Below are 26,965 nucleotides of genomic sequence, written 5' to 3'. Positions count from 1 at the left end.
TCGTGAAGAACATTTTTACCAACTGGTAACCCTTGGTTCAGGCAATTCATCTACCACTTCGGTCAAATCAGGGATGGATGCCGTAGCTGCGCCCACTTGGGCTACCACTACACCAGCAGCATAATTCGCAAGAGTACAAGCTGTTAACAGCTGCGCACCCGAAGCCAATGCGAGTGCGACGGTAGCAATGACGGTGTCACCAGCTCCGGTTACATCAAAGACCTTTCGTGCAAATGTCGGGATATGGCGGATAGTATCGCGTCCTTCAAAAAGCGCCATTCCGTCACCACCCATAGTGATGAGCAGATTATGACAATCCAATCGGTCGAACAACGCATTACCACCGCGAATGACAGACTCTTTATCAGTTACCGGGAACCCTGCCCCCTCGCCGGCTTCCTTCGTATTTGGTGTAAGAAGGTCAACGCCCTTGTACAGGTCATAATTAACGGTCTTGGGATCAACCAAAACCAAGGGGCGCTTTTCACGTTGATCCAGCATAGCCATGAACCTGTCCATAAACGATCGAGAAATGACCCCTTTCCCGTAGTCAGACAGGATGATCACCGGAAATTCATCAATGATCTCTTCAAGAAAATTGAAAAGAACAAGTGATTCATCCTCACCCAAAGGAACATTCAGCTCTTGATCAACACGAACCACCTGCTGATTACTGGCGATTATCCGGGTCTTTTTAGTTGTAGGACGATTAGGATCACGAATAATTTTAGTCCGAATCCGTGATTCATTACACAGCTCTTCCAACAGATCACCATCAGGGTCTTTACCAGCCGCGGTAACCAGCAAGGCATCGCCACCGAGCGAGGTGATGTTGCGGGCCACATTACCGGCACCGCCAAGTAATGAGGTTTCCCTGTCAACCCGAACAACAGGTACGGGTGCTTCCGGAGAAATACGATCGACACTGCCGATCATATAATGATCAAGCATCAAGTCACCGATGATCATGACCTTATGCCCTTTCAAAGCATCAATGGCCGCATGAATATTTGCTAATGTCATTGTTCAACCGTCATTCAAAACGTTTATTATCCAGCTAGTACTGCTCTACTCTGTATCCAAACAAAATGGGATTATACTCGGCTAACTTCCCAAAGCATCCACAATGTTCCGCAAGCTATCTTCATCATCATAAGCTATCGTAACTTTGCCTTTATTAAGAGAACCACTGACCTTTACTTTAACGTTCAGCAATTCATTCAACTTCGCCTGAATCTCTTCGAGTTCTGGCGAAAGGGGCTTGGAAACAGCCTTGGAGGCTTTGCCTGATGTAGTGCTTTGTCCAACTTCATCAGCGCCGGGAAGGCGCCCATGCTGCTTCCAGAATGACGCCTGAGCTTCTGCCTGACGAACCGTCATGCCGGTATTATTGATACGCTGTTGCAGCTCAGACTGAATATCCGAGTCAGTGACTGCCATAATCGCTCGGCCATGCCCTGCCGACATGCTCCCCTGCTGAATTTCACTTTGAACAGACTCAGGGAGATTCAACAACCGCAAGGCATTGGCTACGGCAGAGCGGCTTTTACCCACCTGTCGTGCAAGCTCATCCTGACTCAAACCAAACTGCTGCTGCAACTGCTGGTACCCAAGAGCCTCTTCAACGGGATTCAAATCTTCGCGCTGCAGGTTTTCGATCAATGCAATTGCCAGGCTTTCCTGATCTGACATTTCCCGAAGTAACGTCGGAATCTCTGTCAGACCGGCCAACTTGGAGGCGCGAAGCCTCCGCTCGCCAGCAACGAGTTCGTATTTTCCCCTTGAAAGAGGACGAATCAATACAGGCTGAAGCACCCCACGCGTCTTGATGGATGCACAAAGATCCTTCAAAGCCTCTTCGGAAAACTCTCTACGTGGCTGATGCGGATTGGGCGTAATCGCTTCGATCGGGATCAAGCGAACTTCAGCGGCATCCGAAGTGATCGTTTCATCCTCTTTAACGCCGCCAAGTAACGCATCCAGTCCACGGCCAAGCCCTTTATTACCCATTGCCATATGTATATCTCCTATTGCTCAGTACATGCTGCTTGCCTGTCCTAACGGAAGTGCCTATAAACCCGTTACAGACAACCTGCATCCACGGAGTATTCATGTCAGAACATATCAACGAACTTTTCGACAAAGACGGCAACCTTATCGGCTGCCTCCTCTCAGCTGAAGCATGGAATCACATCAAAAATGATGTATCCGACAAACTCGGAATCCAGCCAACTGAACCTGAACCAATCATTTCAGAACCCATCCACGAGTGGGAAACCCTCAAAGAGTACTGGGATTTCGACTACCCTGTCGATATGGATGTTCACTGTTCTGAGTGTGGTAGCAATACCGAAGACTGGTCTGCGGATGAACCCCGTCGGTTCTATCTGACCTCAGCCAACCTCGCCGGCCTTGTTTCTTTTAACTGTGTACAGTGCAAATCAAAAATTCTTAAAAAACATTTCAAAGACGAGATAGTCACTGAGTGTACCCCTTACCAGGAAAGCAAAGACAAAAACAAAGAAGCCCGGTACTAACTATCACGCTTTCACCATGTTGATCACCCCTGTTTCGGCAGGGGTTTTTTTATGCCTTGGAGACCTCTTTTGTCTTCGAGGTAGAGTTTTTGACCACTTCCTGGGCCAATGCCATATATGCTTCAGCACCCCGTGATTTTATATCGTAATTGATCACAGGTTTTCCAAAGCTGGGAGCTTCGGAGAGCCGAACATTTCGTGGGATAATGGTTTCGAAGAGATGTTGAGGAAACGCTTTCCGGACTTCATGCTTGACCTGCCAGGACAACCTGTTTCTCGAATCGTACATGGTCAGAACAACTCCAAGTATTTCCAACTCGGTGTTCAACCGCTTACGCACCAACTCGTACGTCATAAGAAGCTGCGCAATACCTTCCAAAGCGTAATACTCGCACTGGAGGGGGACCAACATTTCGTTGGCCGCACACAACGCATTGACGGTTAGCAACCCAAGCGATGGTGGACAGTCGATGATAACAAAATCATAATCCTGATCAATGGTATCCAGGAGTTCACGAAGATAGTATTCCCGGCCAAATTTATCGACCAGTTCAATCTCCGCCCCTACCAGATCCTGTGTACCAGGCAGCAAATCAAGAAACGGGATATCCGTCTCACAGATTGCCTTGGTGATTTTTTTAGGCTCAAAAAGGACAGAATAAATATTTTCTCTCTGATCAACCGGATAGAAACCCAATCCACTGGATGCATTACCCTGCGGGTCACAATCAACCAATAGAACCTTCTTTTCCATCACAGCCAAAGAAGCGGCCAGATTTACTGATGTGGTTGTCTTGCCCACACCGCCCTTCTGATTTGCTACAACGATTTTTCTCGCCACAGAACCCTCTCTTACACGCTGATTTTGTGATCATCACATGTTTCACGTGAAACACAACCGCTTTTTCTTGAATGTTTCACGTGAAACATTTTCTAAAGCGTTCACCTGTTCGTAGGCTGAAATGGATTTGATAGCAAGGAGTGGTGGCAAAAAAAGCGAAAAAAAGGTGAGCTGAAACTCAGCTCACCTTTTGATGGGTCATTACATTATATATAGTCGCCTCCCTAAACCTCGTAATAGGAACGGTACCAATCAATGAAATTCTTGATACCAACTTCAATGCTGGTGTCAGGCTTGAACCCTACATCATTGATAAGATCATCAACATTGGCTTCAGTTGCTGGTACATCACCAGGCTGCATCGGCATATAGTTGCAGATGGCTTTCTTGCCAACCACTTCCTCAATTACCTCAATGTAACGCGACAGTTCAACGATGGCATTATTACCGATGTTGTACACGCGGTACGGCTTCGGGCTGGTGCACGGATCCGGATTGTTTCCGTCCCAGTTCTCATTGGGAGTGGCAGTATTTTTGGTAACACGAACGACACCCTCTACGATGTCGTCAATGTAGGTGAAGTCGCGACGCATTTTACCGTAATTGAATACGTTGATGGGTTTCTCTTCAATGATGTTCTTGGTGAAGAGGAACAGCGCCATATCCGGTCTACCCCATGGGCCATACACAGTGAAGAAGCGCAGCCCGGTTGTGGGAAGGTCATAGAGATTGCTGTAGGAGTGAGCCATCATCTCATTAGACTTCTTGGTCGCAGCATACAAGCTCATGGGATGATCAACACCCTCATGCGGGCTCAACGGCATTTTTGTATTCATACCGTACACGGAACTACTGGAAGCATAGACCAGATGCTCTACCCCGTTGTGGCGACACCCTTCCAAAATGTTGGCGAATCCAACAAGGTTGGTATTCACATAGGCCATGGGATTTTCGATGGAGTAACGCACACCGGCCTGAGCTGCCAGGTTGACTACGTGGGTCGGTTTTTCCTGCTTGAAAAGATCGGCAACCGGACCACTATCCTGCATGTTGATATTCACATGTTTGAACAGGGGGCTTTGTCCGAGTATTGCCAATCGGGCCTTCTTGAGGTTCACATCATAATAGGGATCGAGATTATCCAACCCGACAACTTCGTGCCCTTCCTCTGTCAGACGCTTGGAAAGATGAAAACCAATGAAACCGGCAGCACCGGTAATAAGAACTTTCATATTGCTGAAATCCTTTTATTGAAGATGAAGTTCACTGAAGAGGTTCACACATCCATTTAGATGAATGAAGGTTTCCTCAATGTGAATTAACGTTGTTTTGAAAATTTGGTGTACTCCAGTGATAATGATTACGCAATAATGAGAATTTTCCATTTTAACGGACTAAAAAACGTAAAAAAGAGATAATCACATCATTTCAGCAAGATAACCACGCAACCGAATCACTCAAAATAAGCAAATATTAAATTAAAAATGACCCACAGGTGCCAAACGAACAAAAAATCGCGCATTGGCGAAATATGGGCGTTTTACGCTGGGGTGACTCAATTTAGGCAATTCGAATAGAGGTTAATTGCTCCAGCGCTAACTGCTGCTCGTGAGGAAGAAGACCAACCAGTTCTTTCAACGATGGAACAACATGAATTATCGTGTGTTCCAACATATAGGTCGTTCCGCCAGGTTGAGCATCAGGGAGAATGATCTGCAGCGACTCATTGCCGAAACAGACAATGTATGGAGTCTTCCACAACTCCCACCCTTTCCAGAACATGGAACCATTCGGTTGCAGTGCTCCATTCACAAGACCAGCGGTTGGCCAAAAAGCAGCTGTCCCTGCAGGCCACTTCAAATGATGCGTCAGTGTATTTCGTAAAACTGCTCGACGCTTTGGATCAGCCTGGCCCCCAAGATCTAGACCAAGCTCCATATAGGTACAAACCACTTTGGGATTGGTCACCGAAATTTTCTTCAAATACGAATTCCACGGCTCAGGAAAACGTACTTTGGATGCAGGTGCAGATTGTGTTGGTGGAGACACTTGCTGCTGCGGCTGGCTGGGTTGAGCCGGCTGAGAAGCTTGTGGTCTTGGGGTCGGTTGTTGAGCCTGCTGTGGTTGAGCTGGAACTTGCGGTCGTGAAACCTGCTGCTGGGGAGCCTGCTGGCCCATGGGCGCAGCTTGATCACCCTGCTGCCAACCGCCAGCATGCTGCTGCGAATTAACCGCAGGTTGAGAAACCGCCTGTGCGGCATCTGACGCACCAGGACGGAAAATATACTGTAGCCCGGAATTAACCCACGGACGAAACTGCTCAGCAGTCTTTAATCGAGAAGAAGGTGATCCCATAATCGCCACGCTACTTCGGTTTTTGGCAGTTGAGGCCAGGTCTCTTTGCGGCCATTTTTATCGAGCACAAACATGGCATTGGTGGAAACACCAAAACCACTTCCCTCCTGGGTGATATCATTGGCAGCTATCAAGTCGAGATTCTTTCGTTGCATCTTCCCTTGGGCAGCTTCCTGAATACTGTTTGTCTCGGCAGCAAATCCGATCAACCGTTGATCTGTCCGTTTGGATTGGCCCATGGAATACAGGATATCCTTGTTAGGCTTGAAGGTAATAGTCAGATCATCGGCATCCGCTTTCTTGAATTTCTGGTCTCCATATGGAACAGGATGAAAATCCGCAACAGCAGCAGTGGCACACCCAATATCCATTCCCGGCCACTCTTCCATGCAGGCATCGTACATTTGCGCAGCGGTCGTTACCGGGACTACCGATATACCGGACGGAAAATCGAGGCTGGTCGGCCCGGCTATCACTGTCACATCAGCACCGCGAAGATACGCGGCCATCGCCATGCAGGCGCCCATTGTTCCACTTGATGGATTGGACCAGAAACGAACACCATCCCATGGCTCTCGAGTCGGTCCAAGCGTAACCACTACCTTCTGACCGGCCAAGTCCTGCGGACTGATCGCTTTCAATGTAGCAACAAGTATTTCTTCAAGGGCTGGAAAACGCCCCTGCCCTTTATCGCCGCACGCGACATCACCGCAATCAGGCCAGACACGGATGAACCCAAGTTCACCCAATGTGTTCCAGTTACGCTGGGTAGCCGGATTTGCCCACATACGCGGGTTCATGGCCGGTGCGATGATCTTTGGTCCATCGAATGCCAACGCCTGACAGGAAAGCATATCGTCAGCCATGCCATTGGCGAGCTTGGACATGGTATTGGCAGAAGCCGGAGCTATGACCATGGCATCGGCTACCTGTCCTGGCTCAAGGTGGTCAAAGGCGGTATCACCGGCATGGTTCTCATTGAACATGCTTGTGTATACCGGTGACGCACCAAGGGCTTCAAAGCTTAGAGGCTGTACAAAACGACAGCACGACTCAGTCAATGTAGCCGATACGATACAATCTGCACTGAGATACAAACGCAACAGGTCCAGTGCGCGAAAAGCGGCAATGGACCCGGTGACGCCAAGGTGTACATGTTTGCCCATGTACCCTGCAAAAGCATAATGCGGTTGCATACTACTTATCCTTGAGGGAAGTGCCCCCCTTTACCTCAACGGCAAAGATGGTGGTCTTGGCTGTGGCGAACGAGTCGTCGACCTGAATGACACAACTCTTGTTGTACTTTTCAAAGGTCATGACATGGACAGTGGAAGCCTTGTTGTTGGAAACCAGCGTCCAGTTGTCTTTGGCCATATTATTAAGGAAGTAGTTGATCAGTTCCATGACCTGCACGCGTCCTGTAAAACGCATGATGGCGGCACGGAACTTGGAGTTGTCGAGCTTGTAGGAGTTGTCGGCATCATAGTTGATTTCCTTGGGAATCATGATGTCGTCAAAATCCATGTAATAGTCAGGTTCCTGATAGGTTGCCTGACGGTTTTCCGCAGGTTCCTGCGCGGTGGAAGTAGTGTTTCTGGCAGTACAACCGGCGAAAACAAAGAGGAGTGTCAGTATGATACAAAATTTGGTGAAAGAACGCATGATGCCCTCCTGTACGTTCTTGATGTTGCGTCGATTCCGCTGTCCGTTTATCAAGTGACGGACCGAAAGGAAAGTCTATGATGCAGCGTCTTTAAGACGGTCGATTTTATCCTGTAGAAATTTTTCCATTTCCCGTCTGTCTTTACGCAAACGAACAAGTTCAGATTCAAGGATCTGCAGTTTGGCCTTGATGTCGGACGTATCAAAAGTCAGCTTGAGTGCCATTTCCTCGATTTCCGCATCTTTTTCTTCAAGGGCCTGTGTCTGCGCAAGAATTTCTTCAGGAAGCCCTTCACTGCCGGACGGGAGTTCCTTGAGTCGCTTTTGACTGCGAGCTAAAAGAACAAAGGCGGTTTTGAGCTTCTGAATATCTTCCTGCTGGCGATCAATGACCTGTTTCTGGTTGGCTATGATTTCCATACTGGATGCGACCTTGGAGATCACATCGTTGAACGAGTCAGCCAACTCGGCATATGATTCGGTCGAGTGAGCAGGTAATCTGGTGGTGGTTGTCACATCGATCGTACGGGGAAATTCGGAACGCAAGGCATCCTCGATCTCGGCCGTCACCTTCCCCTCGCCATACAAACGCGAAATGCGCTCGAAGACCGTGAGGGACTCTTCGGGATACTTTGTGACACGCCCCATCTTTCGTCCTCCAAGGAAATCCTTGAACAGCGAAGCGTACCGACGAGCCGTCGGTGCGGGGATGCGAGTAAGTTTGGCTATCTCAGCCACGGAAAGCCAATTCATAAGTTAATGAAATACCACGTATGCCATCAATATCAAGTCTAAAGCATTCAGATACTGCATATAATTATATTTAACTGTAATTATTGAATAAAAAAAACATATCCCCGAAATGGAAGGTATTGTACAACCAATTTCAACACTTTGAACGGATGATTATGATGGACATACCCGCTGATTTTTTACTTGAAAGCTACAATTTTGACCTTCCTGAGGACCAGATTGCGCAGGAACCAGCCCAAAAAAGGGACGGCTCCAGATTGCTTGTGGTCAACCGATCACAGGAATCCATGGAGCCAACGGATTTCAAGAAGCTGATCGATCACCTTCCGAAAAACGCCCTGCTGGTGGCCAACAACTCACGGGTTATTCCGGCACGGATATTCGGCATGAAGCCCACAGGCGGCAAGGTCGAATTTCTTTTACTCACCCCACTCCCGCTCATTGAGCCTACAGTGGAAGACGGCTGGAACATCGCAAGGGCCGAAGGATTGCTGCGCGCTTCCAAAACACCCAAGGAAGGCACGGTCATCACGTTCACGGATACCTTTCGTTTGATCGCACGTGAAGCGGGTCATTTCGGACGCTGGCAGGTGGAGTTACAATGGAAGGACGACCTGACCGAGCACTTTAAGGATAATGGGCACCTTCCGCTTCCTCCCTACATCAAGCGGCCAGATTCTGATTCGGATAAGGAACGGTATCAAACCACCTATTCGGATGCTTCCAAAACAGGGTCGGTTGCTGCACCAACAGCTGGTCTACATTTTACGCCCCAGTATCGTGAGCAGCTCAAGGAGCGTGGATTCGAGTGGGCGGAGGTCACGCTGTACGTGGGCTATGGCACATTCAGTCCGGTGCGCTGCAAGGACATTCGCCAACATCAGATGCACGCCGAATATATCGAAGTGCCAGATAAAACAGCCCGCGCAATCCAAAAGGCGAAATCCGAGGGCAGACCGGTCATAGCTATTGGCACGACCAGCGCCCGAACCTTGGAAGGTATGTACCGTGAATGCGGTAACATATCAGAATTCAAGGGAGAAACAGATATATTCATATCACCCGGCTACGAGTTCAACGTCATCGACGGCATTTTAACCAACTTCCATTTGCCAGAATCGTCGCTCATCATTATGATCTCTGCTCTTGCCGGACGTGAAACCATCCTTTCGGCATATGAATTCGCACTGGCGCACAAGTTTCGCTTCTTCAGTTATGGAGATGCGATGTTAATCATATAGCTATAGTCAACTACAGACATCATCAACAAAACTGGAGTGATACATGTCTCGAATTGAGGTCCAGGAAGATCGCTGCAAAGGATGCCTCCTTTGTACCACGGTCTGTCCTGTGGATATCATCGTCCAGTCGGATCGTTTCAATGTCAGCGGTTATAAAGTCGCCGAGATTCCCGAAGCCGACAAGGACAAATGTATCGGATGCGCTTCCTGCGCATTGATCTGCCCGGATGTGGCAATCAAAGTTTACAAAACCCCCAAAAAGAAAGGGGGCAAATAGTATGAGCAAGCAACCGGAACGTATATTCGTCAAAGGAAATGAAGCCATTTCCCGCGGTGCATTGGCTGCCAAATGCAAATGCTTCTTCGGCTATCCCATTACCCCACAGAACGACATCCCCGAGTTCATGTCCTCCGAGCTGATCAAGGCGGGCGGCGATTTCGTACAGGCTGAATCCGAAGTGGCCGCGGCAAACATGCTGCTGGGCGCCGGAGCTGCCGGTATTCGCGCCATGACCTCCTCCTCTTCTCCGGGCATGTCCCTGAAGCAGGAAGCCATTTCCTATATGGCCGGCTCTGAAGTTCCTGCGGTCATCGTCAATATCAACCGCGGTGGCCCCGGTCTGGGCGACATCGGCCCTGCACAGGGTGACTATTACCAGTCCACCCGCGGCGGCGGACACGGCGACTACCGTCACTTCACCCTCGCTCCTGGCAATGTTCAGGAAGCATATGACCTGACCATCCGCGCTTTTGACATCGCCTTTGCAGAGCGCACCCCGGTCCTTATCCTGGGTGATGCGATCATGGGACAGATGAAAGAACCGATCATCCCCTGGGAACCTGAGAACATCGATGAAGAAGCCGGTCGCGACTGGTGTATCGATGGTCATAAGGACAAGCGTGAAAAGCGCCTCATCAAGTCGCTCTTCCTGCAGGAAGGCGAACTGGCCGGTCAGAACAAGCACCTCCAGGCAAAGTATGATGCATGGCAGGATATGGCCGAAGCCGAGAAATTCGAAGTGGAAGATGCCGATCTGGTCATCTGCGCTTACGGTTCAATCGGCCGCATTGCCAAATCCGCGGTTCGCAAGTTCCGCAAGGAAGGCAAGAAAGTCGGTCTGTTCCGCCCCATCACGCTGTACCCGTTCCCGAACAAGGAACTGCTGGAACTGGCCGAGCAAGGCAAGCGGTTCCTGACTATCGAACATAACCTGGGTCAGATGCTGGACGATGTCCGCCTCGCCATCCGCACGGTTGCCGATTCGGATTTCTACCCCATCTACCCCGGCAACCTGCCCACCCCGGACGAACTGGAGGAGCCAATCCTCAACAGCCTGGAGGGTAAATAGATGTCAGATATGAATGAAAAACTCGTATTCGATCGACCGGAATCCGTCATCGACAGACCCACGCACTACTGCCCGGGCTGTCATCACGGTATAGCTCACCGGCTCATCGGTGAACTCATGGATGAAATGGACCTGGGCGGCAAGACCCTCATGACCACATCCATCGGTTGTTCCGTATTCCTGTATAATTACCTGAATGCCGATGCCGTTGAAGCACCGCACGGCCGTGCTCCTGCTGTCGCCACCGGCGTCAAGCGTGCCCGCCCGGATCACTTTGTCTTCACCTATCAGGGTGACGGCGATCTGGCTTCCATCGGCATGGCCGAGATCATGCACGCCGCCAACCGCGGTGAAAAGATCTCCGTCGTGTTCGTGAACAACACCGTATACGGCATGACCGGCGGCCAGATGGCTCCGACTACCATGGTCGGCCAGAAGACCACTACCACGCCTGCCGGACGTTGCCAGACACACGAAGGCGCGCCCATCCGCATGACCGAAATCATCGCCTCCCTTGGTGGCGTTGCCTACGCGGCACGTGGTTCTCTGGACAATGTGAAGAACATTCGCACTGCCAAGAAATACTTGAAAAAAGCCTTCGAATTCCAGACCAAGGAAATTGGTTTCGGCTTCGTTGAGCTGCTCTCCGGATGCCCGACCAACTGGAAGATGACTGCATTGCAGGCCAACGAACGTATTCAGAACGAAATGATCCCGTACTTCCCTCTGGGCGTGTACAAGGATATTTCCGATGAAGGAGGTATCTGCTAATGCGCTACATCGATTCCATCATCGCCGGTTTCGGCGGTCAGGGCGTCATGCTCATCGGCAACCTGCTGGCCTACGCCGGAATGAAAGACGGCCTGAACGTCACCTACATCCCTGTTTATGGCCCGGAAATGCGTGGCGGTACCGCCAACTGTACCGTGGTTTTGTCTGAAGAGGATATCGGCTCTCCGATCATCCACAAACCCAAATCCCTCATCGCCATGAACCGCCCTTCCCTGGACAAGTTCCAGTCCCGCGTTGAGGATGGGGGTATTCACATCATCAACTCATCACTGGTTGATATGGAACTGGCAGATCAGGACCGCCTGAAATGCTATGCAGTCCCCTGCAACGACATTGCCGACAAGCTGGGTAATACCCGCATGGCCAACATGGTCGCCATCGGCGCCTTTGTCGAAGCATCCAAGATCATCTCCATCGATGCTGTCATCGGTTCGCTCGAAAATGTCATTTCCGAGCGGTACCACAAGCTCATTCCGGCCAACACCGAAGCCATCAAGGCCGGTGCGGAAACCGTCAGCTAAACAGCTTCCCCGTACTATCAAACAGCCCGGTTCAGGATCACCTGAGCCGGGCTGTTTTTGTTTTGTCACCCACCACTGGCCAGATAAAATAGTATTTACACGCCGTAACAAACCACCTACCCCCCTACATCACAATTCATTTTTCAAGACTGTTTTCCACAAAAGTTCATATCCATATCAACTATACTGAGATCAGTTTGAAATTGATTAAGTGAGGATACGACACGCTGTTGCTGATTACTTTTTCATACCTGCAAACAATAGCCACATATAAACCACACAATTTACTCATACAGAGCACACAAAAAAGCCTGCCGCAGTGTGCGACAGGCTTTTATCAATCTATAAATAGTCTATTTTAAATACTTGTAATATCGTCGACTTTTTCTGTGAGCAGGAAATCACCATTTTCGATCCACTTCTTGAGTTCATCTGCGACCTCAAGGGACATGGAATAGCTGGTAAGCGGAACCGTGCTGGTCTCCTTGCCGTTGACGGTGATGGTGCCGGATTTGAGATCTTCAAAGGTAGCACGACCGAGCTCACGAGGAATACCGTTGGGGTAGTCGTAACCGTAATCCTTGACCGGCATGGTGATGTCGGAATCGGAGACACCGGTGAATTCGGCCATATCCTCGTTGAGCATGGGAATGGGAATACCAACACCCAGTGCCAGGGATGGACCGTAGCCAATGATGGATTGTGCGCGGACATAGCGCGCCTTCATCTGCTTGAAGTCACCCTTGAGCATGAGCGTGCCCGAGGGATTCTCGGGGATACCCTTCTCGTTGCGCTGCGGCTTGTGAACATGCTGTGTTCCTTCGCCGATGACATACCCGATGCCACCGCCCAGGAAGATACGTGTTCCCATGCCGATGGTCCGGTAATACGGATCATTGAACAGGGGAGAAAGCTGGCCGGAAGTGGCATAGTTGGCATTGGAGCAGTTGGATTTGAGCGGGCCCATGTACGTGTAGATAGTCCGGCTGGTCAGGTTCACTGCACAGTTGTAGTTCTGGTAGCAGTTGCGCGGATTGAGCATGACGGCGTTGGGCAGGTCAGCCAGAGTGATGTCTTTTTCCAGCTCGGTGCGCGGGTAACAGTCGGTTCCATACCCTTCTGCGCGAAGGTGAACAGCTTTGCCCCGAAGCAAATCTTCCATTACATGCCCGCCTCCGTACGCAAAGCGTCCGGGATGGACCTTGTTAAGGGGATCGTCCTCGGAAGGCTCTGTGCACCCCAAATACGCGTCTACAGCGGCAAGCCCTGAGTAACAGGGAACGTTGTTCAGCCACATGCGTGAAACTTTCATGACCGGAGGCTGCTGCCCGATATTGATCAGCAGGCCAGATGAACACATGGGAGAAAAGGTTCCGGTGGTGACGACATCGACTTCACGAGCCGCGTTGACCTTACCTTCCTTGCGGACGATCTCAACCATTTCCTCGGCGTTGACGACAACGCCCTTGCCTTTGCGGATCCGGTCGTTGATCTCTTTAATCGTCTTGTTCACCTGATGCTGTGCCATGTATCCTCCGTCGCTTGATATTGAGCGTATTGGTCTTGTTTTTTCAAAGAAACGAATCATGTCGCAATTACCCGCCAAAATCAACGGCTTTTGTATGTCTCGACAGGCTGAACACCCTTGGCATTAGGTATATTTTAATGTATATGGACGAGGTGCTTTCGTGATAATTTTTAGACTAATTTGAATTTTTTTTTTAAATAATAAAATCAAACGGATAATAGGAATTATTCCAATACGGTCAAACAACGTGAAACAGTCCCTTCGCAAACATCTTCTCCAGACCAATTCTGAGAGCGACCTCAAACGTTGGTTCGATCCGCTTCACTTCGAATACGAAGAAGAAGAAAAGCGGGTGACCGTCGGATTTCCCCATTCCTTTTTCGCCAAATGGTTCGAAAGCGAAATACAGGATAAGTTCGAGGCGCAACTGAATCTTTTCCTTGGTAACGGCTACCTTGTATCCTACCGTGAAAACGGACAAAACGACACAAACGGTACCCCTTCTGTCACGACGGTCGTCAAACGGATCGATTTCCCCTTCGGTCAGGAATTCACGTTTGACACCTTCCTGATCAACAAGAAAAACTACTTCCCCATCGCTTCTGCCAAGGAAGTGGCCAAGCAATCCGCCTCCCTGTTCAACCCGTTCATCATCTGCGGCCCGGGCGGGTCAGGTAAAACCCACCTGATGAAATCCGTGGCCAATGCGATTTCCAAGAACATCGACTACTCGACGATCTTCATGGGAACCATGGACGATTTGAACACCCTGTATACGATCCAGTTCAAAGGGGACCCGTTCCGAGCCAGAAATCACCTGTTCTATTACGATTTCCTGTTCATCGACGATTTTCATAAAGTGCGTGAATACCCCCATTTCCAATCGGAACTGGTGAATATTTTCAACCACTTTTACGACAATAAGAAGCAGATGGTCATTGCCTGTCGCGACAAGGTGACCAGCTATGATTTTCTTGACGATTCACTCCAGTCCCGCCTCGGTTGGGGATTGATCGTTACGCTCAAGGAACCGGATCTGGAAATCAGGGTGGGCTATATCCAACGTCAGTGCCAGATGAAACGACTCTCCTTGAGCAAGGAACAGATTTTGACCCTGGCACAGCGTTTCACGGACTTTCGGTACCTTCAGGGCATCCTGCTCAAGCTGTTCGCTTTCAAGGAGCTGGTGCGCAAGGAATTGACGGAAAAGGACTTCCAGCACATCCTCTCCAATACCGAAGAGAAAGCGACTGACGATCTGACCCCGCGCAAGATCATGGGTGTCGTCAGTGAACATTTCAATGTTCGGGTGAGTGACCTTACCGGCACGAAACGACACCAACATATAGCACAGGCCCGTCAGGTTGCGATGTTCCTATGTCGTCAGATGCTGAATACATCCTACCCCTCCCTTGGTCGTTCCTTTGGTGGAAAAGACCACTCAACGGTGCTATATTCGGTTAAAAAAATCAAACAAATGCAAGAAGATGACTACGATTTGAAACAACTGTTGAAAACCCTGAAGAATAAATGTCGCATGACATGATCATAAAGTAAAAATGGTGTTTCCGGTTCAAAGAGTTCCAAATCAGCAACAATCAGTGTGCTTACTTTTTCAAGTTATTTCTTGAGCTTAAGTTAATTAGGAACAAAGGAACCGAGACAATAAATCTCAATAAAGGAGAATTTATTTATGTTTCTGAAAGTGAATAGAGATGAGATCATTGAAGGACTCCAGAAGTCGGCCAATATTATCCCGGCCAAAACCGGAGCTGCGTTTCTCCGTACCATCTGGCTCCAGTGCGAGAATGGAAACCTCAATGTGATGTCCACGGATTCCAATCTGGAATTTCGAGGCGCCTATCCTGCCTCCATTGAAGGCGAAGGTCTGGCCGGTGTTCAGGGCCGTGCTTTTTATGATCTGGTCAAGCAGCTCCGTTCCAAGCAGGGTGAATTGACCATCCGCACGGACGACGATTCTGCCAACGTCGTAGTTGAGCAGGGAGCCAGAAAATACAAATTCCCGGTGAATGATCCTGAATGGTTTCAGAAATTTTCCACGTTCCCTGAGAATGGAACCGTTTTCTGGTCAGGTGATTTCCTCCATGAAATCATCGAAAAGATCGCGTTCTGCATTTCCGACGAAGATTCCATGGAAGCTATCGCCTGCATCTACATCGCTCCCCGTGAAGTGGCCGGTGACAAGAAAGTCGAAGTCTGCGGTCTCAACGGCCATCAGTTCGCCATGTTCAATTTCGTCAACGACGATATCTACAACATGCTGCCCGAAGATGGTGTGCTGATTCAGAAGAAGTATCTCTCCGAGCTGAAGAAGTGGCTCACTGCCGATGAGATCGAGCTGGCCATTTCCGACAAGCGTCTGTTCTTCAGAACCGGTGATCAGCGCGAAACATTCACCCTGCCGCTGTCGTACTACCAGTACCCCAACTATCAGAACTTCCTGGCCAAGCTGAACGATCCCGATGTTTCCAAGCTGGAAGTCAATCGTCTGGAAATGGTGGATGCCCTTTCCCGTGTCTCTCTGTTCAACACCGATTCCAACCGCTGCGCATACTTCACTTTCGACGGGAGCGAAGTTTTGGTGTCCGCCCAAGGCCAGGAGACAGGAACCGCGAGAGAATCCCTTGATGCCACCTTCAGCGGCGATATGAAGCGTATTGCGTTCCCTACCCGGAACCTGATCGACATACTGAATCACTTTAATTCCGACACTGTCACTTTCACGCTCACCGGTACCGAAGCGCCATGCGGTGTTTCCGGCCCCGATGACAAGGATTACCAGGTTATCGTCATGCCCATGATGATCCAGGAAGAGACTTACTACACAGAGGAAAATGCGTAGATGAGCGAGAACAACAACTATAGCGCCGAGTCAATTACGGTACTCGAGGGGCTTGAGGCGGTTCGCAAACGGCCTGCCATGTATATCGGTTCCACCGATATCCGCGGTCTGCACCATCTGGTTTACGAAGTCATCGACAACTCGATCGATGAAGCGATGGCCGGTTATTGCGACAGGATCAAGATCACCCTCCACATGGACAACTCCTGCACAGTCACGGATAACGGCCGTGGTATTCCGGTTGAAATCCACCCGAAGGAAGGGGTTCCGGCTGTTCAGCTGGCTATGACTACCCTGCACGCCGGTGGTAAATTCGACTCCGATACCTACAAGGTTTCCGGTGGTCTGCACGGTGTTGGTGTGTCATGCGTCAACGCCTTGTCCGAATTCATGGAAACAACGGTCAAAAGAAACGGTGTCACCTATCGGATGAAATTCGAGCGTGGCAACGTGGTCAACGAACTGGAAGAGATCGGTCCGGCCAACTCTACCGGTACCAGCCAGCGTTTCCGTCCTGATGAAGAAATCTTCGAGGTCAATCAGTTCGATTATGAAGTGCTCAAGAAGCGTTTCAAGGAGCTGGCCTACCTCAACTCCGGTCTTGCCATCGAGTTCAAGGACGAGCGCAACCCGGACACTGAAACCGAAGTGTTCAAATTCGAGGGTGGTATCAGACAGTACGTCAATGATATCAACCAGAACCTGAACACCATCGGCGAGATCGTCTACGGCGAAGGTCAGTCCGAAGACATGATCGTCGAGTTCGCACTGCAGTACACGTCTTCCTACAAGGAAAACACCTACACCTTTGCGAACAACATCCGCACCATCGAAGGTGGTACCCACCTGGCCGGTTACAAGACCGCCCTGACCCGTGCCATCAACAACTACGTCCAGAACGCCGATCTGCCCAAGAAGCTGGTCAAGAAACTGACCGGTGATGATGTCCGTGAAGGCTTGACCTCGGTCATTTCGGTCAAATTGGGCGATCCGCAGTTCGAGGGACAGACCAAAACCAAGCTGGGTAACTCCGAAGCGACGGGGCTCGTTTCCGGTATCATCTACGAAAAACTGAACATGTTTTTCGAGGAGAACCCCAAGGAAGCGCGCTTCATCATTGAGAAGGTCGTTGATGCGGCCCGGGCACGTGAAGCGGCCCGCAAAGCGCGTGACCTGGTTCGTCGTAAAGGCGCACTCTCCGACAACGCCCTGCCCGGCAAGCTCGCCGACTGCCAGTCCAAGAAGCCCGAGGAATCCGAAATATTCATTGTTGAGGGTGACTCTGCAGGCGGCTCTGCCAAACAGGGCAGAGACCCGAAACATCAGGCTATTCTCCCACTGCGCGGTAAGATTCTCAACGTTGAGAAGACCCGCATGGACAAGATGCTCGGCAACAAGGAAATCCGGGCACTCATCACTGCTCTGGGCATCGGTATCGGTCAGGATGAGGAAGAAAAGGATTTCAACAAGCTGCGCTATCACAAGGTTGTGATCATGACAGATGCTGACGTCGACGGCTCGCACATTCGGACCCTGCTGTTGACGTTCTTCTTCCGTCAGTACGAAGAGTTGATCAATCGCGGTCATCTCTACATCGCCCAGCCGCCGCTGTTCCGCGCCCACAAGGGTAAGTTCGAGCGGTTCATCAAGGATGAAATCGAATTGGACAATTTCCTGCTCGATCGTGTGGGTGGCGACGTTGTGGTCAAGACGCCTACCGGTGACCAGTATGCCGAGGGTGACCTCATGTCGATCATGGAGAAAATCCGCTTCCTGCGTACAAAATACAGCGAAGCCGAAACCACCGGTGTTGAATGGGAGCTGTATCAGGCACTCCTGACCTACCCGCAACGGATTTCCTTCACCCACTTTGAAGAGAACGACCCGGAACAGTTCAAAAAGGACTTCGAAGCCCTTGGATTCAAGGTCTACATTGATGTTGAGCGCGACCATGAATTGGACAAGGACCGTACCTACGTCACCTTTGAGAACGGAAATGGACACCGCATGCGTCTGGCCATGGAATTCTTCCATTCCAAGCTCTACAAACAGGGCTACAATGTCTTCAAGGAACTTCAGGAAGCCTGTGGCGGATTTGAGTTCGTGATCGACATCAAGGATGGCGAGAAAGTGGTCAACGGTTTGTTCAATCTGTACGACGGCGTCATTGAGGAAGCCCATAAGGGTTGGCAGATCCAGCGCTATAAGGGTCTGGGTGAAATGAACCCGGATCAGCTGTGGGAAACCACCATGGACCAGGAAAAACGGACCATGCTGCAGGTGACCATTGAAGACGCTGCCGCAGCCAATGACATTTTCATGGACCTGATGGGCGACAATGTCGAGCCCCGTCGCGAGTTCATCGAGAAGAACGCGTTGGCTGTTCAGGATCTGGATATTTAGTGAAAAGAATTCCGGAAATAACAACTCGGAATTGATTGACTATTTATATTAGCCCCGCCGCATTGAAAGCAAGGTGGCATTGCTGCCTGAAAGCGGCGTAACACAACGTTTGGGAGAACATAGGGACCCGTCATGGGTCGCACCGTCAAAGTTCACAATAGAGGCTCTGACGTTCTCCTAGGAGGCAATTTGATGAAAGATACGATTACTATCGAAAGTGAGCTTAAGAAGAGTTACCTTGAGTACTCTCTTTCGGTCATTATCGGGCGTGCAATCCCGGATGTGCGCGACGGGCTGAAACCCGTTCACAGGCGTATTCTGTACGCCATGCATGATCTGGGTAACTATCACAACAGGGCATACAAGAAATCAGCCCGTGTTGTTGGTGACGTTATCGGTAAATACCACCCGCATGGTGACTCCGCCGTTTACGACGCACTTGTTCGTATGGCGCAGGATTTCTCCATGCGGGACATGCTGGTTGATGGTCAGGGTAACTTCGGTTCCATCGATGGCGATGCCGCGGCAGCCATGCGTTATACAGAAGTTCGCATGGCCCGTTTGTGCGGTGAATTCCTCGGTGATATCGAAAAGAAGACCGTCGATTTTCGTGCGAACTACGATAACACCATGCAGGAGCCGTCGGTTCTGCCGACCAAGGTTCCGAACCTGCTGCTCAACGGTACCACCGGTATTGCGGTCGGTATGGCTACCAATATTCCTCCTCATAACCTGGGCGAATTGATCGATGGTACCGTCCACCTGCTGGACAATCCCGATTGTTCCATCGAATCCATGATGGAACATGTCAAAGGTCCGGACTTCCCGACCGGCGGCATGATTTTCGGCGGTCAGGGATTGATCGACGCCTACAAAGGTGGCCGTGGTTCAATCAAAATCCGTGGTAAGGTCGAGGTTGAAGAAGCCAAGAAAGGCAAAAAAGAATGCATCGTAATCAAAGAGATTCCGTATGCGCTCAACAAGTCTTCGCTGGTGGAAAAAATAGCCGGCCTGGTCCATGAAAAGAAGATCGAAGGCGTTTCCGACCTGCGCGACGAATCAGACCGTACCGGTATTCGTATCGTGCTGGATCTCAAGCGCGGCGCCATCGCTGATATCATCATCAACTCCCTCTACAAATTCACACCGCTGGAAACCAGCTTCGGCATCAACATGATGGCTGTTGTTGGTAAGCGGCCCATGTTGCTGAATTTGAAGGAAGTTCTGAGTCACTTCCTGGATCACCGCCGCGAAGTCATTATTCGCCGCACCAAGTTTGATCTCGATAAATGCGAAAAGCGCGTCCACGTTCTGGAAGGACTTCGCATTGCCCTCGACAATATCGACGAAGTGGTCAAATTGATCCGTGCTTCAAAATCGCCTGAAGAGGCGCGCATCGGACTGATGGAACGCTTTGAGCTTTCCGAGATTCAGGCCAAGGCCATCCTTGATATGCGCCTGCAGAAGCTGACCGGTCTCGAACATGACAAGCTGCTCGAAGAACTGGCCGAGTTGATGAAGAAGATCGAGTATTTCAAATCCATCCTCGAGAATGAAGAAGTCCTCAAGGGCGTCATTCGCGACGAACTGGTTGAAATCAAGGAAAATTACGCCACCCCGCGTCGTTCCGATCTGCTCATGGCTGATCCTGACTCCATCGACATCGAAGACCTTATTCCCGATGAAGAGACTGTGGTTACCCTGTCTCAGCGCGGGTATATCAAGCGTACCCCGCTGTCCAACTACACGGCCCAGCGCCGCGGTGGAAAGGGTATTGCCGGTGTGCAGACAGGTGATGGTGACTTCATTCACACCTTCATGCTCACCACCAACCACCAGCATCTGGTGCTGTTTACCAACCAGGGCAAGATGTTCAAGATAAAGGCGCATCAGGTACCGGAAGGTTCCCGCTACGCCAAGGGTGGTCACGTCAACAATCTGTTGCCTTTGGACAAGGATGAGTATATCGCAACCGCACTCTCGCTGCGGGAGTTCGATGATGACCGCTTCTTCCTGTTCGTCACGAAGAAAGGCATGGTCAAGCGCTCCTCCATCGGTCTGTACGGCAACTGCCGCACAACTGGTATCCGTGCGGTTAATCTGCGCGATGGTGACGAGTTGATGATGGTCCGTGAGATCGAGCCGGATGTGGATTGCATCCTCGCCACACGCGATGGATCGGCTATCCGCTTCAATATCAACGATGCCCGTCCGCTGGGACGCGCCACCGCCGGTGTCAAGGGTGTAGCCCTCCGCGGCGACGATGAGGTTGTCTCCTGTGTCGTCACCGGTGATCCGGAACGAAGCCAGCTGCTGACAGTCTCTGAAGGCGGCTACGGCAAGCGTACCTCCATCGACCAGTACAGAGTACAGTCTCGCGGCGGTAAGGGTATCCTGAACATGCGACTGACCAACAAGACCGGCAAGGTCATTGGCGCCTGCATGGTCAACGAGAGTGACGACGTCATTCTGCTCACCTCGCAGAACAAGATCATCCGCATGTCCGTGGGTGAGGTCAGCCTGACCCGTGGCCGAGCCACACAGGGTGTCCGACTTGTCCGCATGGACGAAAAGAACCGTGTTGTCGGTTTCGACTTTGTTCGTGACGATGACGATGAGTTGAAGAAGAACTCGATTCAGAAAGACGAAGAATAATCATCCGGGGCGGATACAATCTGTGTCCGCCCCGTTTATAACACCCTACAATCATCTCCTTGTCATGGCATGGGAAGGATGTCAGATGGGAAATGCATGTATAGAGGGAGTATGCGGCGGTTTTTACTACTCTTGATCCTGGTTGTCGTTATGGGGATGACGGCAGCGTGCAAATCAGGCACTTCCCCAGGTCACGAGGATATAGAAAATGCCCGGGATGCCTATTCCAAAGGTCTCTATCTGGAGGCCGAGAAAGGCTATGAGCGCTATCTGCAGGTAGAACCGCAGGGGACGTTCCGCAAAGAGGCTTGGGATCGCCTCAGCGAGATTGCTATTTCTGTGAAGGGCGATTTTGATCGGGCGGTGGTGCTCCTTGAAGCAATGTATCTGGAGCTGGGAACAGATCCTGATGTGGCATGGTCTATCATGTTCCAGATGGGTGATGTGTATGCACAACTGGGTAACTACAGCAAAGCCATAGAATCATACGAAAAATGCCTTGTACATGCGGTGAATTCGCCGGAGAACACATTCAAGACCCAATTACGTATGGCTCGGTTGTACCGCTCCATGGGCGATTATGAAATGGTTGCAGCGACCCTTGTAAATTGCGCTGATTCCACCAATGACAATGAAGCGAAAGCAGAGTGTATGTACGAGCTGGCCCAGAGTTATTCGTTCATCACTAATTGGAACCAGTCCAGGCGCGTACTCGAATCCCTTTTGGAGCTGGATGGCGTGTCTGAAGAGCGAAGAGCCTTGGCCATATTTCTGCTTGCTGATATTTACGAAAACGAAAGGGATTACGCCAAGACAAAGGAATTGTTGGAATCGATTCTGACCACGTATCCCAATCCGAAAGTCATTGAATCCCGATTGAGTAATCTGCCGTATATTGCACCCAAGGAGATTCCTGCTGTTCCGCCGGCTCAGTAACGCGCTCTGAATAATGGTGATTTAGCGAATATATATAATAGCTTTTGTTTCAAATTCTCTGCATGGTGTATTTCCAATCGGGGAATCTCATGCATTTGCGATAGTCGCAGGGAGCTTGCAGCAGTGAGTCGGCACCATTACCTTGGGTTGATACTACTCGTTTTTGTCGTCAGTCTTTTCGTTCCCGCGAAAAGCGACGGGCAACTTGTGCGCCGGGTTCTCCTTCTCAATTCCTATAATCGTGACATGTTGTGGACGGATAGCATCACCCGTGGTGTTTCCGACGTTCTGAGCAAGGATTCCACATCCTACAAAATGTATGTGGAACACATGGACACGAAGAACTATTTCAGTCCTGAATACCTTGAATTACTCAAGGAACAGTATCGCTTCAAGTACAGTGATGTCGCATTTGATGCGGTTATCGTTTCCGATGATAATGCCGTTAATTTTGCTGTAAACAATCGGTCGCTTTTCAATAATGCGCCGATTGTATTTTGTGGCGTCAACGATCTGGATTTTCATAACACACACGATATGTCCAATATGACGGGTGTGTTGGAATTCACTGATATACGCCTGACCATTGAAGCAGCTTTGCGCCTCCAGCCGGATCTGAAGCGGATGTATGTGGTGGTGGATGATACCACCACGGGCATGATCAGCCGTAAACTGATTCAGGATATACTTCCGGATTACCGTGGCCGTCTGGATTTTGCCTGGATAGACAAGATGAGCATGGCTGAGGTGAAGAAGACCATTTCCAATCTGGCCAAGGGAAGTGCTGTCTTGTTGGCGTCATTCAACAGAGATGGACTGGGTAACTGGTATACCTATACTGAATCTATCACACAGCTTCGCAGCGTAACCAGTGTCCCCATATATGGGATGTGGGATTTCTATCTGGGGAGAGGCATAGTTGGGGGGATGATTACCTCGGGGTACAGACATGGTGTCATGGCGGCTGAAATAGCCCTGGACATTATGAATGGAATGAAACCTTCGGATATCGAGGTTGTCACACAGGACTCCAATCAATACATGTTCGATTACAACGAGCTGGAATCGTTTGATATCAATCCAAGGCTGATCCCGAAAAACAGTGTTGTAATAAACAAGCCGATCAATTTGTATGAACGGTATCGGTCACAGATACTGATTGCTGCATTACTCGTTCTGACGATGATTCTGTTCATATTCAAGCTCCTTGCCAGTAACAGGGCCAAACGCCTCGTTGAAAACGAGCTTGAGGAAATGAACAAGTATCAGGAATCACTCATAGAGCAACGTACGGAAGAACTGGTCCAGCGATCTCGTGAATTGGAAATGGCCAATCACGAATTGAAGAAAGTGGACAATCTCAAAACAGCGGTGGTGAATACCGTTTCTCACGATCTGCGCACTCCGCTCACGTCGGTTCTCGGTTTCTGTAAAATAATAGAAAGAGATTTTATTAAATATTTCGTGCCATTGTGTTCAGAATATGCAGACCTTGGTGAACGAAGTGAACGGATTCGTAAAAATCTCGGTATCATTGAAAGCGAAGGGGAACGCCTGACCAGGTTGATCAACGACTTTCTCGACCTGTCAAAGATCGATGCAGGTGAAATAGCCTGGAACGATGTGTCTATCGACACCAATGAGTTGTTTGTTCAGGCGCTTCCTATTTTAGAAGGGTATTTCACGGGTACTGCCGTAAAATTTCATATGGAAGTCGATGACAATTTACCGGGTGTAGTCGCTGATCCGGACAGGTTGCTTCAGGTGCTCAACAATCTGGTCGGCAATGCCGCAAAATTCACGTTCCATGGTTCGGTCAACCTGCGGGTGACAACCACAGAGGGCGGATGGCTCAAGGCAACTGTCAGCGATACGGGAATGGGAATTCCCAAAGAGGAATTGGCAAATATCTTCGATAAATTCTATCAGGTGACCCAGAGCACCATCAATACCAATATCGCCCGCGGAAGCGGTATGGGGTTGGCTATTTCAAAAAGAATAGTCGAGCATTATGGTGGAATGATATCCGCTGAAAGTGAACATGAGTATGGGTCATCATTCACTTTTACCATACCGACTACAGCTAAATAGGTAGATTTGTGCGGCGGCAGTGCTAGAATTGTCCTGCACAGATCGTATCAACACATCCTGCGTCTAATCACACTTTCCACAAGTTGCGAACGACTTTGATGAGAGCGGCAATGGCCGGATCTTCGGCCTGTGATTTTCGGTAAACGAAATTCAGCTCCACCGGATGCCTTCCAAGAGAGGAACAGACTGCGCCTGTCCCGTCTTCCAGCAACTGCTTGGCTTCATCATCACGCACAATGGCCAGTGCTTTGCCTTCGACAACCAGTGGGCGGATGACTTCTTCTGAATCAGCGCCAATGGTCCTTGCCGGAGCTATGGCGTGTTCCTTGAATATGTTGAGCTGTAATTCTCGAAACGGACAATGGCTTGTGGGCATGACCCATGTGAACTGGGACAGCTCGGCAGCAGAAGCGTTCTCCAACTGTTCTTTCCACTTGGCAGCTCCCATGATCGAGTACTGCGGTTCAGCCAGCTTGATGGCTTTTACGTCGCCGTAAGGGTTACCTGAGAAAACGAATCCGGCATCAATATTCTTGGAGCGCAGTTCGGAGATAACAACTCCCGACGGGGATTGCACCAGCTTGAGATTCAGTTTCGGGAACTGCTCATTCATGCTTTCCAGCAATTCGGTGACGTTGAGATACCGTGGATCGGTACACAGCCCAATGGCCAGATTACCGGTGATTTCTCCATGAAGGGTGACTGCTCTGGCCTGCATTTTTTCTGCGGCCGCCAGTACCTCGATGGCATCACCGATGAGTTCGGTTCCGGCTACGGTCAGCTCAACACCCCGGGGAGTACGATCAAACAGACGTACGCCCAACTCCTCTTCCAACGCTTTTATATGGGCGGAAACTGCTGGTTGCGTTGCGTGTACCCGTTTACCCGCACGGGTAAAGTTGCCTTCTTCTGCTACGGCCAATAACGTTCTAAGCTGATATAATTCCATGTAATTACCTTACTGAAAAAACGATTTTGAGCGATAGCATTTTGTTATGACAGCCCTCACGCTTTGTTATTGGACCAAGGGCGTCCTAATTCGTATTAAACTGCCGTATTGCAGGGCGGGTAACCGAAACGTCCGCAACCACTGTTCGAGGTGATTGTATCGTTTTCGGGCTGAGGACTCAACAACTCCCGTACGGTTCTGCATGATGTGATACAAATCGACGCTATTGTTATGGTAATATGATATTGTTCGATTGATATATTTATTCCGACAGTGATAGAACGTTCGGCCCTCTCCCCAGTTTGTCGGGCGTTCAAAAAAAGCGGCACGTTTCCTCTCCCTTTTGAAACGTGCCGGTTTTTTTTGTCTTTTGCAGTGGAATTGGCGTTGTCTATTGATAATACGTCGTCATAGCCAGCACTGTAGAAGCGGTCCGTTAAAACAGGCTTCCCTTGCCCCGTTACGCGTATTCGCGTATTTGAGTTTGATGGTGGCAGAACAATCCCCCAATGAATACCAGCAGAAGGCATCGAAACGATTCATCCGTGATTTCGTGTGGGTAGCTATTATCTGCGGTTTGATTCTCGCTGGACAGGGTGTCCGTTATTACCACAACTGGGCGCAATTGAAGCAGATAGAGGATGCCACTCGTGACCTGTATGTTTCAGTGCTTGGTGAGGATATCGGCGGTTCCCCGTTTGGTCGTCTGCAATTTGAGCAGGGGAAACTGGCGGCCAATGTCCGTATCGGACTGGATCCGGTCAGCGTGCTGGCCTCATTGAGTCGTCCGGCGGTACCGAGTCTGCGGATAGAGACAGTATCCCTGAAGGGGATGCAGGGGCGTATCAGCGGGTTTTTCGGTCCCAATGTGGGCAAATTCGACCAGTATATGAATCAACTGACAGACGATGACATGTATTATTTCACGTTGGAAAAACGTGAAACCGTGTTTGGCGGTCTGGAATTCACATTGTTGGTGGAGCCGAAATAATGCCTGACACCAAACAATATTTCTGGAGTTCATGGCCGCAGATTTCGCAGGACAAGTTTTTCCGGAATGTGCTGGTCGGGATGATCATCCTGACCCTGGCGGTAACCGTCGGTTTACGGCTTTTTGCCACCAGTATCACTGAGGAAATCGCCTCACAGCGAGAGATGTATGGTAATGTCGCCGTCATTGTGGAGGATATCAAGTCGTTGCGGGCGCAGCAGGGTGGGCTTGCTCATCTCTCCGTCAATGATGCTGTGTGGTTCATTATCGACGATATACAGATTGAGACAAAGCTGATTTCCATTCGCGAGACCACCGTCAACAGGGCGACCGAAGGTCTTCAGGTCACATTTGAGGGACTGTCTCTCACGGAATTGATGGGGTTTTTGACCGCTCTGCGAGATAAGGCCAGTCTGCAGACCCCGAGTTGCATGATGACTCGAAATACGAATGATCCGCGATTGGCCGATGTTCACCTGATAGTGGCGCGTTGAGGAT

24 protein-coding genes are annotated in these 26,965 nt (G+C 50.0%); 14 read left to right on the top strand and 10 right to left on the bottom strand.

Annotated features, from left to right (window positions below; genetic code table 11):
• Window positions 1–15 precede the first annotated feature (15 nt).
• Together rfaE1 and DPRO_RS09500 are read right to left on the bottom strand one after the other, a co-directional pair.
• Entirely contained in the window at window positions 16–1,023 is a 1,008-nt protein-coding gene (rfaE1, locus tag DPRO_RS09505; RefSeq protein ID WP_097011831.1) for a D-glycero-beta-D-manno-heptose-7-phosphate kinase, read from the bottom strand.
• A gap of 81 nt (window positions 1,024–1,104) precedes the next feature.
• The gene (locus DPRO_RS09500; RefSeq protein WP_097011830.1) at window positions 1,105–2,016 is read right to left on the bottom strand and encodes a ParB/RepB/Spo0J family partition protein; all 912 of its coding nucleotides are present in this window, start codon (window positions 2,014–2,016) and stop codon (window positions 1,105–1,107) included.
• A gap of 95 nt (window positions 2,017–2,111) precedes the next feature.
• Here DPRO_RS09500 and DPRO_RS09495 point away from each other — a divergent pair, with 95 nt between their 5' ends.
• Window positions 2,112–2,537 (top strand): hypothetical protein, encoded by a 426-nt coding sequence (locus tag DPRO_RS09495; RefSeq protein WP_097011829.1) that lies wholly within the window; start codon window positions 2,112–2,114, stop codon window positions 2,535–2,537.
• Window positions 2,538–2,586: 49 nt separating this feature from the next.
• On the opposite strand, the gene DPRO_RS09490 is transcribed toward DPRO_RS09495, so the two are convergent.
• From DPRO_RS09490 to DPRO_RS09460, 6 genes are all read right to left on the bottom strand, one after another.
• Window positions 2,587–3,378, bottom strand: coding sequence for a ParA family protein (locus DPRO_RS09490; protein ID WP_097011828.1), 792 nt, complete (start codon window positions 3,376–3,378; stop codon window positions 2,587–2,589).
• A 224-nt stretch (window positions 3,379–3,602) separates the two neighbouring features.
• Window positions 3,603–4,610, bottom strand: coding sequence for an NAD-dependent epimerase (locus DPRO_RS09485; protein WP_097011827.1), 1,008 nt, complete (start codon window positions 4,608–4,610; stop codon window positions 3,603–3,605).
• A gap of 328 nt (window positions 4,611–4,938) precedes the next feature.
• Window positions 4,939–5,742: a hypothetical protein gene (locus DPRO_RS20240; protein WP_162291170.1), complete on the bottom strand. Its 804-nt coding sequence runs from the start codon at window positions 5,740–5,742 to the stop codon at window positions 4,939–4,941.
• On the bottom strand, window positions 5,709–6,929 hold the full coding sequence (coaBC, locus tag DPRO_RS09470; RefSeq protein ID WP_097011824.1) for a bifunctional phosphopantothenoylcysteine decarboxylase/phosphopantothenate--cysteine ligase CoaBC: 1,221 nt from the start codon (window positions 6,927–6,929) through the stop codon (window positions 5,709–5,711). The genes DPRO_RS20240 and coaBC overlap by 34 nt, the downstream gene beginning before the upstream one ends.
• A 1-nt stretch (window position 6,930) precedes the next feature.
• On the bottom strand, window positions 6,931–7,395 hold the full coding sequence (locus DPRO_RS09465) for a hypothetical protein (RefSeq protein WP_097011823.1): 465 nt from the start codon (window positions 7,393–7,395) through the stop codon (window positions 6,931–6,933).
• A gap of 75 nt (window positions 7,396–7,470) precedes the next feature.
• Window positions 7,471–8,148: a hypothetical protein gene (locus DPRO_RS09460; RefSeq protein WP_097011822.1), complete on the bottom strand. Its 678-nt coding sequence runs from the start codon at window positions 8,146–8,148 to the stop codon at window positions 7,471–7,473.
• A 155-nt stretch (window positions 8,149–8,303) separates the two neighbouring features.
• Here DPRO_RS09460 and queA point away from each other — a divergent pair, with 155 nt between their 5' ends.
• The 5 genes from queA to DPRO_RS09435 are packed head-to-tail and all read left to right on the top strand — an operon-like array spanning window position 8,304 to window position 12,051.
• A complete protein-coding gene (gene queA / locus DPRO_RS09455) occupies window positions 8,304–9,389 on the top strand; it encodes a tRNA preQ1(34) S-adenosylmethionine ribosyltransferase-isomerase QueA (protein WP_232005767.1) in 1,086 nt (361 codons plus the stop codon).
• A 43-nt stretch (window positions 9,390–9,432) separates the two neighbouring features.
• Entirely contained in the window at window positions 9,433–9,666 is a 234-nt protein-coding gene (locus DPRO_RS09450) for an indolepyruvate ferredoxin oxidoreductase subunit alpha (protein ID WP_097011820.1), read from the top strand.
• 1 nt (window position 9,667) lies between these two features.
• Window positions 9,668–10,738: a 3-methyl-2-oxobutanoate dehydrogenase subunit VorB gene (locus tag DPRO_RS09445; protein ID WP_097011819.1), complete on the top strand. Its 1,071-nt coding sequence runs from the start codon at window positions 9,668–9,670 to the stop codon at window positions 10,736–10,738.
• Entirely contained in the window at window positions 10,739–11,509 is a 771-nt protein-coding gene (locus tag DPRO_RS09440) for a thiamine pyrophosphate-dependent enzyme (protein ID WP_097011818.1), read from the top strand.
• Entirely contained in the window at window positions 11,509–12,051 is a 543-nt protein-coding gene (locus DPRO_RS09435) for a 2-oxoacid:acceptor oxidoreductase family protein (RefSeq protein ID WP_097011817.1), read from the top strand. The genes DPRO_RS09440 and DPRO_RS09435 overlap by 1 nt, the downstream gene beginning before the upstream one ends.
• A gap of 358 nt (window positions 12,052–12,409) precedes the next feature.
• On the opposite strand, the gene DPRO_RS09430 is transcribed toward DPRO_RS09435, so the two are convergent.
• The gene (locus DPRO_RS09430; protein WP_097011816.1) at window positions 12,410–13,579 is read right to left on the bottom strand and encodes a homocysteine biosynthesis protein; all 1,170 of its coding nucleotides are present in this window, start codon (window positions 13,577–13,579) and stop codon (window positions 12,410–12,412) included.
• A 247-nt stretch (window positions 13,580–13,826) separates the two neighbouring features.
• Here DPRO_RS09430 and DPRO_RS09425 point away from each other — a divergent pair, with 247 nt between their 5' ends.
• From DPRO_RS09425 to DPRO_RS09400, 6 genes are all read left to right on the top strand, one after another.
• Complete coding sequence (locus DPRO_RS09425) at window positions 13,827–15,125, top strand: DnaA ATPase domain-containing protein (RefSeq protein ID WP_097011815.1); 1,299 nt, start codon at window positions 13,827–13,829, stop codon at window positions 15,123–15,125.
• A 147-nt stretch (window positions 15,126–15,272) separates the two neighbouring features.
• On the top strand, window positions 15,273–16,442 hold the full coding sequence (gene dnaN / locus DPRO_RS09420; RefSeq protein ID WP_097011814.1) for a DNA polymerase III subunit beta: 1,170 nt from the start codon (window positions 15,273–15,275) through the stop codon (window positions 16,440–16,442).
• Window positions 16,443–18,845, top strand: a complete 2,403-nt coding sequence (gene gyrB / locus DPRO_RS09415) for a DNA topoisomerase (ATP-hydrolyzing) subunit B (RefSeq protein ID WP_097011813.1) — start codon at window positions 16,443–16,445, stop codon at window positions 18,843–18,845.
• 192 nt (window positions 18,846–19,037) lie between these two features.
• Window positions 19,038–21,500 carry a DNA gyrase subunit A gene (gyrA, locus tag DPRO_RS09410; protein ID WP_097011812.1) on the top strand — a complete coding sequence of 821 codons (2,463 nt, stop codon included), beginning with the start codon at window positions 19,038–19,040 and terminating at the stop codon, window positions 21,498–21,500.
• A 111-nt stretch (window positions 21,501–21,611) separates the two neighbouring features.
• Window positions 21,612–22,436 carry a tetratricopeptide repeat protein gene (locus DPRO_RS09405; protein ID WP_097011811.1) on the top strand — a complete coding sequence of 275 codons (825 nt, stop codon included), beginning with the start codon at window positions 21,612–21,614 and terminating at the stop codon, window positions 22,434–22,436.
• Window positions 22,437–22,682: 246 nt separating this feature from the next.
• Window positions 22,683–24,527: a sensor histidine kinase gene (locus tag DPRO_RS09400; RefSeq protein ID WP_162291169.1), complete on the top strand. Its 1,845-nt coding sequence runs from the start codon at window positions 22,683–22,685 to the stop codon at window positions 24,525–24,527.
• A gap of 67 nt (window positions 24,528–24,594) precedes the next feature.
• Here the strand turns inward: DPRO_RS09400 and DPRO_RS09395 are convergent, their stop codons facing one another.
• Window positions 24,595–25,476 carry a LysR family transcriptional regulator gene (locus DPRO_RS09395; protein WP_097011809.1) on the bottom strand — a complete coding sequence of 294 codons (882 nt, stop codon included), beginning with the start codon at window positions 25,474–25,476 and terminating at the stop codon, window positions 24,595–24,597.
• A 487-nt stretch (window positions 25,477–25,963) separates the two neighbouring features.
• Here DPRO_RS09395 and DPRO_RS09390 point away from each other — a divergent pair, with 487 nt between their 5' ends.
• Both DPRO_RS09390 and DPRO_RS09385 read left to right on the top strand, forming a co-directional pair.
• Window positions 25,964–26,467 carry a hypothetical protein gene (locus DPRO_RS09390; RefSeq protein ID WP_097011808.1) on the top strand — a complete coding sequence of 168 codons (504 nt, stop codon included), beginning with the start codon at window positions 25,964–25,966 and terminating at the stop codon, window positions 26,465–26,467.
• Complete coding sequence (locus DPRO_RS09385; RefSeq protein WP_097011807.1) at window positions 26,467–26,961, top strand: hypothetical protein; 495 nt, start codon at window positions 26,467–26,469, stop codon at window positions 26,959–26,961. The genes DPRO_RS09390 and DPRO_RS09385 overlap by 1 nt, the downstream gene beginning before the upstream one ends.
• Window positions 26,962–26,965 lie beyond the last annotated feature (4 nt).

Origin of the sequence: Pseudodesulfovibrio profundus, assembly GCF_900217235.1 — a bacterium.
Taxonomy (GTDB): Bacteria; Desulfobacterota; Desulfovibrionia; order Desulfovibrionales; family Desulfovibrionaceae; genus Pseudodesulfovibrio; species Pseudodesulfovibrio profundus.
This window is presented reverse-complemented; position numbering and strand designations above follow the sequence as displayed.

Coding starts and splice junctions, on each gene's coding strand:
- rfaE1 (WP_097011831.1), bottom strand. CDS start 1,023: ATGACATTAGCAAATATTCATGCGGCCATTGATGCTTTGAAAGGGCAT.
- DPRO_RS09500 (WP_097011830.1), bottom strand. CDS start 2,016: ATGGCAATGGGTAATAAAGGGCTTGGCCGTGGACTGGATGCGTTACTT.
- DPRO_RS09495 (WP_097011829.1), top strand. CDS start 2,112: ATGTCAGAACATATCAACGAACTTTTCGACAAAGACGGCAACCTTATC.
- DPRO_RS09485 (WP_097011827.1), bottom strand. CDS start 4,610: ATGAAAGTTCTTATTACCGGTGCTGCCGGTTTCATTGGTTTTCATCTT.
- coaBC (WP_097011824.1), bottom strand. CDS start 6,929: ATGCAACCGCATTATGCTTTTGCAGGGTACATGGGCAAACATGTACAC.
- DPRO_RS09465 (WP_097011823.1), bottom strand. CDS start 7,395: ATGCGTTCTTTCACCAAATTTTGTATCATACTGACACTCCTCTTTGTT.
- DPRO_RS09460 (WP_097011822.1), bottom strand. CDS start 8,148: ATGAATTGGCTTTCCGTGGCTGAGATAGCCAAACTTACTCGCATCCCC.
- queA (WP_232005767.1), top strand. CDS start 8,304: ATGATGGACATACCCGCTGATTTTTTACTTGAAAGCTACAATTTTGAC.
- DPRO_RS09450 (WP_097011820.1), top strand. CDS start 9,433: ATGTCTCGAATTGAGGTCCAGGAAGATCGCTGCAAAGGATGCCTCCTT.
- DPRO_RS09445 (WP_097011819.1), top strand. CDS start 9,668: ATGAGCAAGCAACCGGAACGTATATTCGTCAAAGGAAATGAAGCCATT.
- DPRO_RS09440 (WP_097011818.1), top strand. CDS start 10,739: ATGTCAGATATGAATGAAAAACTCGTATTCGATCGACCGGAATCCGTC.
- DPRO_RS09435 (WP_097011817.1), top strand. CDS start 11,509: ATGCGCTACATCGATTCCATCATCGCCGGTTTCGGCGGTCAGGGCGTC.
- DPRO_RS09430 (WP_097011816.1), bottom strand. CDS start 13,579: ATGGCACAGCATCAGGTGAACAAGACGATTAAAGAGATCAACGACCGG.
- dnaN (WP_097011814.1), top strand. CDS start 15,273: ATGTTTCTGAAAGTGAATAGAGATGAGATCATTGAAGGACTCCAGAAG.
- gyrB (WP_097011813.1), top strand. CDS start 16,443: ATGAGCGAGAACAACAACTATAGCGCCGAGTCAATTACGGTACTCGAG.
- gyrA (WP_097011812.1), top strand. CDS start 19,038: ATGAAAGATACGATTACTATCGAAAGTGAGCTTAAGAAGAGTTACCTT.
- DPRO_RS09405 (WP_097011811.1), top strand. CDS start 21,612: ATGCGGCGGTTTTTACTACTCTTGATCCTGGTTGTCGTTATGGGGATG.
- DPRO_RS09400 (WP_162291169.1), top strand. CDS start 22,683: ATGTTGTGGACGGATAGCATCACCCGTGGTGTTTCCGACGTTCTGAGC.
- DPRO_RS09395 (WP_097011809.1), bottom strand. CDS start 25,476: ATGGAATTATATCAGCTTAGAACGTTATTGGCCGTAGCAGAAGAAGGC.
- DPRO_RS09390 (WP_097011808.1), top strand. CDS start 25,964: ATGGTGGCAGAACAATCCCCCAATGAATACCAGCAGAAGGCATCGAAA.
- DPRO_RS09385 (WP_097011807.1), top strand. CDS start 26,467: ATGCCTGACACCAAACAATATTTCTGGAGTTCATGGCCGCAGATTTCG.